General features: G+C 73.3%; 11 protein-coding genes. 7 read left to right on the forward strand and 4 right to left on the reverse strand.

Annotated features, from left to right (window positions below):
• Positions 1-8: 8 nt before the first annotated feature.
• From ABD948_RS20280 to rpsA, 3 genes are all read left to right on the forward strand, one after another.
• Positions 9-944 (forward strand): phosphotransferase family protein, encoded by a 936-nt coding sequence (locus ABD948_RS20280; protein ID WP_345271695.1) that lies wholly within the window; start codon positions 9-11, stop codon positions 942-944.
• Positions 941-1,516, forward strand: a complete 576-nt coding sequence (locus ABD948_RS20285; RefSeq protein WP_345271696.1) for a GNAT family N-acetyltransferase — start codon at positions 941-943, stop codon at positions 1,514-1,516. The genes ABD948_RS20280 and ABD948_RS20285 overlap by 4 nt, the downstream gene beginning before the upstream one ends.
• A 233-nt stretch (positions 1,517-1,749) precedes the next feature.
• The gene (gene rpsA / locus ABD948_RS20290) at positions 1,750-3,225 is read left to right on the forward strand and encodes a 30S ribosomal protein S1 (RefSeq protein WP_345271697.1); all 1,476 of its coding nucleotides are present in this window, start codon (positions 1,750-1,752) and stop codon (positions 3,223-3,225) included.
• Positions 3,226-3,328: 103 nt separating this feature from the next.
• On the opposite strand, the gene ABD948_RS20295 is transcribed toward rpsA, so the two are convergent.
• Positions 3,329-3,481, reverse strand: coding sequence for a hypothetical protein (locus ABD948_RS20295; RefSeq protein WP_345271698.1), 153 nt, complete (start codon positions 3,479-3,481; stop codon positions 3,329-3,331).
• Positions 3,482-3,574: 93 nt separating this feature from the next.
• Here ABD948_RS20295 and ABD948_RS20300 point away from each other — a divergent pair, with 93 nt between their 5' ends.
• Entirely contained in the window at positions 3,575-4,519 is a 945-nt protein-coding gene (locus tag ABD948_RS20300) for a GlxA family transcriptional regulator (protein WP_345271699.1), read from the forward strand.
• Positions 4,520-4,681: 162 nt separating this feature from the next.
• Here the strand turns inward: ABD948_RS20300 and ABD948_RS20305 are convergent, their stop codons facing one another.
• The 3 genes from ABD948_RS20305 to ABD948_RS20315 all read right to left on the reverse strand — a co-directional run bounded on the left by ABD948_RS20305 (position 4,682) and on the right by ABD948_RS20315 (position 7,120).
• On the reverse strand, positions 4,682-4,996 hold the full coding sequence (locus ABD948_RS20305) for a DUF2510 domain-containing protein (protein WP_345271700.1): 315 nt from the start codon (positions 4,994-4,996) through the stop codon (positions 4,682-4,684).
• A gap of 190 nt (positions 4,997-5,186) precedes the next feature.
• Positions 5,187-6,419 carry a class I adenylate-forming enzyme family protein gene (locus ABD948_RS20310; protein ID WP_345271701.1) on the reverse strand — a complete coding sequence of 411 codons (1,233 nt, stop codon included), beginning with the start codon at positions 6,417-6,419 and terminating at the stop codon, positions 5,187-5,189.
• A gap of 8 nt (positions 6,420-6,427) precedes the next feature.
• Positions 6,428-7,120, reverse strand: coding sequence for a TetR/AcrR family transcriptional regulator (locus ABD948_RS20315; protein ID WP_345271702.1), 693 nt, complete (start codon positions 7,118-7,120; stop codon positions 6,428-6,430).
• 234 nt (positions 7,121-7,354) lie between these two features.
• Between ABD948_RS20315 and ABD948_RS20320 the strand changes: the two genes are divergently transcribed.
• From ABD948_RS20320 to ABD948_RS20330, 3 genes are read left to right on the forward strand one after another with little or no spacing between them, the layout of a single operon-like run.
• Complete coding sequence (locus tag ABD948_RS20320; protein ID WP_345271703.1) at positions 7,355-8,974, forward strand: glycoside hydrolase family 10-like protein; 1,620 nt, start codon at positions 7,355-7,357, stop codon at positions 8,972-8,974.
• On the forward strand, positions 8,971-9,732 hold the full coding sequence (locus ABD948_RS20325; protein ID WP_345271704.1) for a GntR family transcriptional regulator: 762 nt from the start codon (positions 8,971-8,973) through the stop codon (positions 9,730-9,732). Before ABD948_RS20320 ends, ABD948_RS20325 begins: the two co-directional genes overlap by 4 nt.
• A 34-nt stretch (positions 9,733-9,766) precedes the next feature.
• Positions 9,767-11,104 carry a sugar ABC transporter substrate-binding protein gene (locus ABD948_RS20330; RefSeq protein WP_345271705.1) on the forward strand — a complete coding sequence of 446 codons (1,338 nt, stop codon included), beginning with the start codon at positions 9,767-9,769 and terminating at the stop codon, positions 11,102-11,104.
• Positions 11,105-11,123 lie beyond the last annotated feature (19 nt).

Here is an 11,123-nt window from a genome sequence, read left to right on the forward strand (position 1 = left end):
TCGCGCTCGTGGAGGGACTCGAGAGCCTCGGCCTCACCGCCCTGACGCCGCTGGAGGGCGGCTGGTCGGGTCGCACGTTCCTGGCGGCGGGTGGCGGCCCGGACGGCGACCAGGTGGTGCGCATCTACCCGCCCGGTGACGACGCCGCCGGCCGCGGCGAGGCTGCGGCCGAGGTCGATGCCGCGCTGCTGCGCCTGGTGCGCGGCCTGCTGCCGGTGCCCGAGGTGCTGGAGGTGCGCCGCCCGCTGCCCGAGCACGACCAGCCCGGCCTGCTGGTCACCTCGGTGCTGCCCGGGGTGCGAGGCGACCTGCTGCTGCCGACCCTCGACGACGACGGCCAGCGTCGTGCCGGGGCCGCCGTCGGCGCCGTCGCCGCGGTGCTGGGCGCGATCCCCATGCTGCGCGAGGGGCCGCTCGTGGACGCCGACCTGCGGATCGGCTCGTGGGAGGGGCCCGACTGCCTCGCGGACTGGGTCGAGCAGAGCCTCCCCGCGCTCGCGCACTGGTCGCAGGTGGAGCAGGAGGCACTGCGCGGGCTCGCAGCCGACGTCGAGGAGCTGCTCGCCGACGTCGACCGCGTCTGCCTCGCGCACAGCGACCTCAACCCCAAGAACCTGCTGCTGGATCCGGCGACCCTCGCCGTCACCGGGGTCCTCGACTGGGAGTTCGCGCACGCCGGCCACCCCGCCACCGACCTCGGCAACCTGCTGCGCTTCGAGAGCGGGCCGCGGTGGGCCGCGTACGGCGACGCGGTGCTGGACGCGTACCGCGAACGCCACGGCGGTGACCGCGACGAGCTCGTCCTGCGCGCCCGGGCGGCCGACCTGCTGCCGCTGCTGCTCCTCGCGACCCGGCGCGGCGAGAACCCGGTGGCGGACCGGGCCCACGACCTGCTCCTCGCCATGGCGCGCGACGAGCGGCTCGACGTAGCGTTCGACGGGTGAGCATCGAGGTCCGCCCGGCCCGGGTGTTCGACGACGTCGCCACCATGCTCGGGCCCAAGAGGTCGCCGGACGCCAACGTCTGCTGGTGCCTGAGCCACCGCGTGGACTCCCGGACGAACAAGGAGCTGGTCGGTCGCGCGCGAGGCGAGCACGTCGCCGACCTCGTCGGCGCCGAGGTGCCGCCGGGGGTGCTGGCCTACGACGGCGAGGAGGTCGTCGGGTGGGCGGGTGTCGCCCCGCGCGCCGGTCTACCGGTCGCGCGGTCGACGGTGATCCCCACGGTCGACGACGAGCCGGTCTGGTCGGTCTTCTGCGTGCGGGTGCGGCCGGGACACCGCGGCCGGGGCATCACCCGACACCTGGTCGAGGGTGCCGTGGCGCTCGCGCGTGAGCACGGCGCGCCCGGCGTCGAGGCCGTGCCCGTGGACAACCGGGGTGAGAAGGTCGACCTCACGATGGCGTTCGTGGGCACCCGGGCGCTCTTCGAGTCCTGCGGCTTCACGGTGGTCTCCAAGACGTCCTCGGTGACCGCCGGGCACCCGCGCGTCGTCATGCGCAGGAGCCTGGCGTGAGCCCCGCTCCGTGTCCCCGACCCGGGCATTGGACGCGCTCGCGAGGCCGCGCGTAGACTCAGGCGTTGCGCCTGTGGTCTGCCTGGGTTCCAGACGGAGCGGACCCTCGCTCGCTAGTGCATGAGCCTGCCCCGCCCGCTCCCTCGGAGCGTGCCGGCGGTCGTCATCGGTAGTGAACACCGACCTCGGGCGCGTCCGCACGACTTCTGCCCACCCAAGGATCCCTTTCCCTTATGACGAGCACCATCATCCCTCTCCCGGACTACGACGCGCCCCAGGTGGCGATCAACGACATCGGGTCCGAAGAGGACTTCCTCGCGGCGATCGACGCGACCATCAAGTACTTCAACGACGGTGACATCGTCGACGGCACGATCGTCAAGGTCGACCGGGACGAGGTCCTGCTCGACATCGGCTACAAGACCGAGGGCGTCATCCCCTCGCGCGAGCTGTCCATCAAGCACGACGTCGACCCGCACGAGGTCGTCGAGGTGGGCGACAAGGTCGAGGCCCTGGTCCTCCAGAAGGAGGACAAGGAGGGTCGCCTGATCCTGTCCAAGAAGCGCGCCCAGTACGAGCGCGCCTGGGGCACGATCGAGCAGGTCAAGGAGGAGGACGGCGTCGTCGAGGGCACCGTCATCGAGGTCGTCAAGGGCGGCCTGATCATCGACATCGGCCTGCGCGGCTTCCTGCCCGCCTCGCTGGTCGAGATGCGCCGCGTGCGCGACCTGCAGCCCTACGTGGGCCAGACGCTCGAGGCCAAGATCATCGAGCTCGACAAGAACCGCAACAACGTGGTCCTCTCGCGCCGCGCGTGGCTCGAGCAGACCCAGTCCGAGGTGCGCCACGGCTTCCTGACCCAGCTGCAGAAGGGCCAGATCCGCAAGGGCGTCGTCTCCTCGATCGTCAACTTCGGTGCGTTCGTCGACCTCGGCGGCGTCGACGGCCTGGTGCACGTCTCCGAGCTCTCGTGGAAGCACATCGACCACCCGAGCGAGGTCGTCACCGTCGGCGACGAGGTCACCGTCGAGGTGCTGGACGTCGACATGGACCGCGAGCGCGTCTCGCTGTCGCTGAAGGCGACCCAGGAGGACCCCTGGCAGCACTTCGCCCGCACCCACCAGATCGGTCAGATCGTGCCCGGCAAGGTCACCAAGCTGGTGCCCTTCGGCTCGTTCGTCCGCGTCGAGGAGGGCATCGAGGGCCTGGTGCACATCTCCGAGCTGGCCGAGCGCCACGTGGAGATCCCCGAGCAGGTCGTGCAGGTCAACGACGACGTCATGGTCAAGATCATCGACATCGACCTCGAGCGTCGCCGGATCTCGCTCTCGCTCAAGCAGGCCAACGAGACCGCGGCCGCGGGCGACGTCGAGGACTTCGACCCCACGCTGTACGGCATGACCGCCACCTACGACGAGCAGGGCAACTACGTCTACCCCGAGGGCTTCGACCCCGAGACGGGCGAGTGGCTCGAGGGCTACGAGGAGCAGCGTGCGGTCTGGGAGGACCAGTACGCCAAGGCCCACGCCCGCTGGGAGGCCCACGTCAAGCAGCAGGCCGAGGCCAAGCAGGCCGAGGTCGAGGCCGGCGAGGCGACCTCGTACTCCTCCGGTGGCGACGACGTCGCCGAGGAGGGCGACGGCGGCTCGCTCGCCTCCGACGAGGCGCTGCAGGCCCTGCGCGAGAAGCTCACCGGCGGCAGCAACTGACCTGTCGCTGAGGCTCCTCGAGCCTCACTGCACCATCACCACGGCCCGACTCCCGTTCGCGGGGGTCGGGCCGTGGTGCGTCCTGGGGCGCGACGTGGGCGGATCAGCGGCGGGCGGGCGGCAGGAACTGCGCGTCCTCGTGGTGCGAGCGGGGTGGGGCGTCCGGGCCGGCGCCGTCGTGGCGCAACGCGGAGACGAGGGCGGCGGCCGCGCCGAGGAAGGCTGCGGTCCAGAACAGGGCGGCGATGATGGTCATGGCAGTAATCGTGCGCTCGTCGCGATCCTGCCGCGAGTGGCAGGAAAGTCAGGGTGAGTCGATTTCCTGCCACATCTGTGTCAGGATCGCTGTGTGCACACGGTGGCAGTGATCGTCCAAGACGGAGCCGAGCCCTTCGGCCTCGGCTCGCTGGTGGAGGTGTGGGGCGAGCCGGCCCACCCCGAGGACGGCACCCCGACCTTCGACTTCCGGGTGTGCACACCCAGCCCGGGCCGCGTGCGCGGGCGCTCCGACTACGACCTGCACGTGGAGCGGGGGCTCGAGGCCACGCTGGACGCCGACCTGGTCTGCCTGGCGCCCAAGTACCGCTTCACCCACCACGACGACGCCGTGCTCGAGGCGGTACGCGCCGCCCACGACCGCGGCGCGATCCTCTACGCCCACTGCTCCGGCACCTTCGAGCTCGGCGCCGCCGGGCTGCTCGACGGGCACGAGTGCACCACGCACTGGCGCTACACCGACCTGTTGGCCCGCACCTATCCGGAGGCCACGGTCCTGCCCGACGTCCTGTACTGCCACGACGGCCGGGTGCTCACCGGTGCCGGCTCGGCGGCCGGCATCGACGCCTCGCTGCACCTGGTGCGGGAGAAGTTCGGTGCGGCCGTCGCCGCGGCCACCGCCCGGCGGATCGTGGTGCCGCCGCACCGCGACGGCGGTCAGGCCCAGTACATCGCCCGCGCCGTCCCGGACTGCGACGCCGAGACGCTCGGCCCGCTGCTGGCGTGGGCGCGCGAGCACCTCGAGGAGCCCCTCGACGTCGAGACGCTGGCGCGGCGGGCGCTGATGTCGCCACGCACGTTCGCGCGGCGCTTCCGCGACGAGACCGGCACCACCCCGCACGCGTGGGTCACCGCGCAGCGCGTGCTGGCCGCCGAGGAGCTGCTGGAGCGCTCGTCGCTGAGCGTCGACCAGATCGCCGACCGCGTGGGCTTCTCGAACGCCGCGACGCTGCGCCACCACTTCGGGCGGGTGCGCGGCGTCGGGCCGGCCGCCTACCGCCGCCAGTTCGCCTGTTGAATGGGAGCGAGCGCGGACGGCGTCGCGAGCGAAGGTTGAGCAAGCACCGCGGGTGAGCTCGCGAACCCGCGTCGTGCGCGTCGTAACCCGCCGACTCAGCGAGCGCGCAGTCGTGGTCCTCTGCCGCAGAGATGTCGACGCGCGCCGCAACTGGCCACGGAGCTACTGCCGGTCCCGGTGCGCGTGCCGCATCCCCAGCCGCACGCCGGCGGCGATGACGCCGATCCAGACCGCGATGCCGGAGCCGACCGCCAGCGCGTAGCCCAGGTAGGCCAGGGCGTCGACGGCCCCGTCGAGACCGATGGCCACGAGGACGGCGCTGACGAGCACACCCAGCACTCCCAGCCCGATCCACATCGCCGGCGGTGCCGGGGGAGGCAGGACGGAGGGGCCGTCCCAGTCGTTGCCGTCCCAGTAGCGCTTGCGCCCGTTCCCCTCCGGGGCGGGGTACCAGCCTGCCGTCCTCGTCTGGTTCATGGCGAAAGGGTAGGTGCGGCCGGGGGTCCGACGTGCGCCTGAGGAGGTGGCGGCAGGACTTGTCGGCCTGTGGTGCATCTCGTGGGCCATGGGTGTGGCCCACGTGTGGGGATCTCGCCGGCCGACCGGGTAGGTCTGAGGCGGATGGGACGTGTGAGGCGACCACCCCGCGGTCGGGGCTCGCCGGCCCTCAGAGCTCCGAGCGGAGCACCTTGCCCGTGAGGGTGCGGGGGAGGGCGTCGGTGAACCGGTAGCGCTTGGGGCGCTTGGGCGGGGCCAGGTGGGTGCGCGCCCAGGCGTCGAGCGCCTCGGGCGTGGCCGAGCCGACGACGACGGCGCAGACGCGCTGGCCCCAGTCGGGGTCCGGCTCGGCGTGCACGGCCACGTCGTCGACGCCGTCGAGCTCGCCGAGCACCTGCTCGACCTCCATCGGGTAGACGTTCACGCCGCCGGAGATGATCAGGTCGTCACGGCGCCCGTCGAGGAACAGGTAGCCCTCGTCGTCCAGCCGACCCGCGTCGCCGACGGTGAAGGCGGGTCCGGCGGGCGTCTCGCGCCAGGCACCGGCTGTCTTCTGCGGATCGTTGAAGTAGCTGAAGCGGGCGTGCGCGGGCACCGTGCACCAGATGGTGCCGTCGTCGTCGAGCAGGAGGGAGCGGCCCGGGCGAGCGCGGCCCACGGTGCCGGGGCGCTCCAGCCATTCCTCGCTGCGGCAGGCGGTGAACTGGCCTTCGGTGGACCCGTAGAACTCCCACGTCGAGCCGGGTGGGAAGACCTCGATCAACCGACGCTTCAGATCGGTGGGGCAGGGCGCTCCCGCGTGCGCGACGAGGCGGAAGCAGTCGAGGTCGGGCCAGCCGTGCTCGTCCCAGTGGGCGAAGAGGCGTTGCAGGTGCGTCGGCACGCAGAACATGCTGGTGGGCCGGTCGCGCTCGATCGCCGCGGTGACGGCGACCGGGTCGAACGGCCCCGGGATCGTGACCGAGCCCCCGGCGAGCAGCGTCCCGAGCGCGAACCGCAGCGGTGCCGAGTGGTAGAGCGGGCTCAGCACCAGGTTGGTGTCGGCGGCGGTGAAGCCCCACAGGTCGCGCTCCTCGGCGAGCAGTGCGTCGGCGTCGTGGTCGTCGAGCAACCCGCTCCAGACGCCCTTCGGGGTGCCGGTGGTGCCGCTGGTGCAGTGCATCGGACGTGCCCGCGGCACGCCCCGGTCCGGGGTGGTGACGGCGGCTAGACCGGCAGCGTCGGTGACCACCACGGTCGGATCCAGGGGCGCCAGGATGCGGGTTCGCTCGTGCTCGGTGAGCCGGGGGTCGAGCGGGATCGGCACCACGCTGCGGGCGAGCAGCGACCAGACGGCCTCGAGGTAGGCCGGCGACCCGGGCACGAGCAGCGCGACGCGGTCGCCCTCGCGCAGCGGGGTCATCGGGCGGGTCAGGCGAGGTCGAGGTCGGCGGCCAGCAGGTCCACGACGGCGGCGAAGTGGGCGTCGGGGTCGAGCACGGACCCCTCCAGCTGCCCGAAGACCTCGAGCGAGACGTGACCGACGAGCGCGGCCCACACGGCCAGCGCCCGGACGGTGGAGGCGGGGGAGAGAGCCGGGTCGACGGACTCCGAGACCGGCTTGACCGAGGCCTTCTCGGCGGCGGGGACCCGTGCCGGGCCTCCGCGCCGGCCGGCGAGCTCGGCGTCGCCCGCGAGCTGCAGGAGCACCAGGGTGGCGCGGGCCGCTGACGTCGTCGTCTCGGCCGACCCCGCGTAGCCCGGTACGGGGCTGCCGTAGCACAGCGCGTACTCGTGGGGGTGGCTGCGCGCCCAGTCGCGCAGGGCGTGCGCGGCCGCCCGGAACCGCTTGCGCAGGTCGCCGCGCCGCACCCCGGCGTCGGCGGCCTCCACGGCCTCGCCCAGGTCGTCGTGCGCCTCCGCGATCAGGCCCGTGAGGAGCGCGTCCCGCGTGGCGAAGTAGCGGTAGACCGCAGAGCTGACCATGCCGAGGTCGCGGGCGACGGCGCGCACCGAGAGTGCGGCCGGACCGACCTGTGCCAGCTGGGAGCGCGCGCTGTCGAGGATGGCGGCGGTCAGCTCGGCGCGAGCGACCTCACGTGCGGTCTGGGGGGCGTCGGTCATGGGGCCATCCTGCCAGTGCGCCCAAGAGCAGCGCCCGTGGACGAGAGCACTGCTCGCATCCGTGGCTGGTTCGCTCCCGGGCAGGAGAGCGCTGCTCCGCACCGGGCGCGGGCCACAGGTTGTCCTGGATCAGCGACCGTCAGGGTCTTGACAGCAGGAGGTCCACGGTAGATGTTTGGCCTAGCCCATTGGTCTACTCGGGACCGGGCGCCTCGACCCTCTCGGGAGGACATCGTGCTCCGACGCCCCCGCGCGCTGCTCGCCGGTCTCGGCGGACTCGCCGGCGCCGCCCTGCTGGCCAGCCTCCTGGGCGCCTGCCCGGCCACCTCGGCCGCCCCTGACACGCGGCCTGACACGCGGCCCGACACCCGGCCCGGCGCGGCCTGCACCACCGATCCCGCCCGCCCGCTGCGCCAGGTGCGCGGCGAGTGGATCGCCAGCGTGGCCAACATCGACTGGCCCTCCCGGCCCGGGTTGAGTGCCGCGCAGCAGCGCGCCGAGCTCGTGAGGTGGTACGACGAGGCCGCCGCGCGCGGACTGAACACCGTGGTCCTCCAGGTGCGTCCGACCGCCGACACCTTCTGGCCGAGCCGGCTGGAGCCGTGGAGCCGCTACCTCAGCGGCACCCCGGGCGAGGACCCCGGGTACGACCCGCTGGCCTTCGCCGTCCGCGCCGCCCACGCACGCGGCCTGGAGCTGCACGCCTGGTTCAACCCCTACCGGGTGGCCATGGACACGAACCGGGCGGCACTGGCGCCCGACAGCCCGGCCGCGCGGCACCCCGAGTGGGTCCGCGAGTACGGCGGCAAGCTGTACTACGACCCGGGCGTGCCGCAGGTCCGGGAGCTCACGACGCGGGTGATCCTCGAGGTGGTGCGGCGCTACGACGTGGACGGCATCCACTTCGACGACTACTTCTACCCCTACCCGGTGGCCGGCCAGGACTTCCCCGACGACGCCACGTTCGCCGAGCACGGGGCGGGCTTCGCCGACACCCCGGAGGGCCGCGCCGACTGGCGTCGTCACAACACCGACCTGCTCGTCGAGGGGCTCGACCGGCGCATCCACGCGATCGCCCCGCACGTGCTCTTCGGGGTCAGCCCGTTCGCCGTCTGGCGCAACCAGGCCACCGACCCCGAGGGATCGGCCACCACCGCCGGCGCCGAGACCTACGACGACCTCTACGCTGACACGCGCCGCTGGGTGCGCGAGGAGTGGGTCGACTACATCGCGCCGCAGGTGTACTGGAACATCGGCTTCGCAGCGGCCGACTACGCCGCGCTCGTGCCGTGGTGGGCCGACGTCGTGCGCGGCACCGACGTGCAGCTGCAGATCGGCCAGGCCACGTACAAGCAGGGCGTCGAGCCCGCGCAGAGCCCCGCCTGGCTCGACGCCCGCGAGATGAGCCGCCACCTGACCTTCAACCGGCAGCACCCCGAGGTCGTCGGCGACCTGTACTTCTCGGCCAAGGACGTGCGCGCCAACAGGCTGGGGCACATGGACGTCGTCCAGGCCGACCACTACTCCCGCCCGGCGCTGCTGCCGGTGACGCAGGGGGTGCCGGGACGCGCTCCGCGACCGGTCGGGCGTGTGGAGGCCGAGGACACCGCGGACGGCGTCGCCGTGCGCTGGCGCGCCGTGCCCGGCGCCGAGCGGTACGCCGTCTACCGGGTGCCGGGACGACGCGCGGACCGCTGCGACCTCGCCGACGCCACGCACCTGGTGGGCGTCGTGACCCGGCCCGGGTTCCGCGACGACCACACGAGCGGCCGCAGGGGCAGCACGTACGTGGTGACGGCCCTCGACGAGGCACACCGCCAGAGTGCGCCCCGTGCGGCCCGGGTGCGCCCGTGAGCACCCTCGACGCCCCGGCACCTGCCGGCTCCGCACCCACGACCCAGGCGCGGTTGCGCGCCAGCCTCGAGCGCCTGGTCGCCGAGCGCGGCCCGGGAGACCTGCTCCCCGCGGAGCGGGTGCTGGCCGGTGAGCTCGGGGTGGCCAGGATGACCCTGCGGCGGGCGCTGGACGCGTTGGTGGCCGACGGTCTGCTGGTGCGCCGTGCCGGTTCCGGCACGTTCGTGGCCGGCACGAAGGTCAACCAGCGGCTCGCCGCCACGTCGTTCTCGGCCGACATGCGCGCGCGAGGGCTGCGCCCGGACAGCCGCACCGTGCACGCCCGCACGGCGCCGGCGGGAGCGATGCTCGCGGCGGTGCTCGACGTGCCGCCGGAGACCCCCGTCCTGCACGTGCGCCGGCTGCGCCTGGCCGACGACGTGCCGATGGCCCTGGAGGACCTGCACGTGCCGGCGACGGTGGCCCCGGGCCTGCGTGCCGAGGACCTCGACGGCGCCTCCTACTACGACCTGCTGGCGGCCCGGCACGGCACCCCCGTCGTCTCGGGCACCCAGACCGTGGAGCCGGCGCTCGCCGCGGACGACGAGGCGGCCCTGCTCGACGTCACCGCGGGTGACCCGGTCTTCCGCTTCGAGCGCACCACCCGCGTGGCCGACGGCCGCGTCGCGGAGTTCGTGCGCTCCACCTACCGCGGCGACCGCTACCGGATCGTCGTCGACATCTTCCCGCCGGCGCCCGCCGACGGGAGCTCGGTGTGACCTCGGGTCACACCGCACGGAGAGAGGAACCAGCATGAGGGTGACCAGCACGGGCGCGCGCGGCGCGCGAGGTGTGGCGCGAGGTGTGGTGGGCGGTCTGGCGGCCCTGGGCCTGATGACCGCGTGTGCGGGCGGCACCGGCGGTGACGCCGAGATCAGCACCGCCGACGGCGAGGTGGACGGCAGCGGCAAGACGCTCACCGTCTGGATCATGGAGGGCACCAACCCCGACGCCGAGCCGTACTTCGAGGAGGTCGGGGCGGCGTTCGAGGAGGAGACCGGCGCCGAGCTCGACGTCCAGTTCGTGCCCTGGGCCGAGGCGCACGACAAGTTCGTCAAGTCGATCGCGGGCGGCACCACGCCCGACGTCGCCGAGGTGGGCACCACCTGGACCCCCGAGTTCGCCGACGCCGGCGCGCTCGTCGACCTGACCGGCGCCGTCGAGGACGCCGGCCTGGCCGACGGCCTGGTCCCCGGCCTCGTGGAGGCGGGCACCGTGGAGGACGAGCTCTACGGCATGCCCTGGTACTCCGGCGTGCGCTCGGTCATCTACCGCACCGACCTCTTCGAGCAGGCAGGCGTCGAGCCGCCGACGACCTGGGACGAGCTCGTCGAGGTCGGCGAGGCGCTCGAGCAGCAGGACCCGGAGATGCTCGCGTTCCCCGTGGCCGGCGACAGCGAGTTCGGCGTCGCGCCCTTCATCTGGGGCAACGGCGGCGAGCTCGCCGTCGAGGAGGACGGCTCGTGGACCAGTGCCGTCGACAGCCCCGAGGCGGTGGAGGGCATCGAGTTCTACACCGGCCTGGCCACCGAGCACGGCTTCTCCAGCCCCGCCGCGACCACCTGGGACGAGGCCGACCTCTCCGACGCCTTCGCGCGCGGCGACGTGGGCATGATGGTGGCCGGCAGCTGGACGCCGGCCGCGCTGCTGGAGGCCAACCCCGACCTCGAGGGGAAGATCGGCGCCTTCCCGATCCCCGGCCCCGACGGCGGGCTCTCGCCCTCGTTCCTGGGCGGCTCGCACCTCGGCATCTTCAACACCACCGAGGACCCCGACCTGGCCTTCGCCCTGGTGCGCCTGATGAGCACCGGCGAGCTGGCCGAGAAGTGGGGCGACCAGTCCGGCTACTTCCCGGGCACCACTGCGCTGCTGGAGGAGATCGAGGCCGAGGGCGACCCGCTCGTGGCTCCGTTCGCCCAGCAGGAGCGCGAGGCCGGCAAGTCCGTGCCGGTGACGCCCCTCTACGGCCAGGTGCAGGGCAAGAAGACCGTCTCGGCGATGCTGCAGGAGATCCTCTCGGGCAAGGCCGACGCCGCCACCGCGGCCGAGCAGGCCGCCGCCGAGATGGACGAGATCTTCCAGCGCGGCTGAGGGACCTCGGGACAGCACA

Origin of the sequence: Nocardioides nanhaiensis, assembly GCF_039542785.1 — a bacterium.
Classification (GTDB): Bacteria; Actinomycetota; Actinomycetes; order Propionibacteriales; family Nocardioidaceae; genus Nocardioides; species Nocardioides nanhaiensis.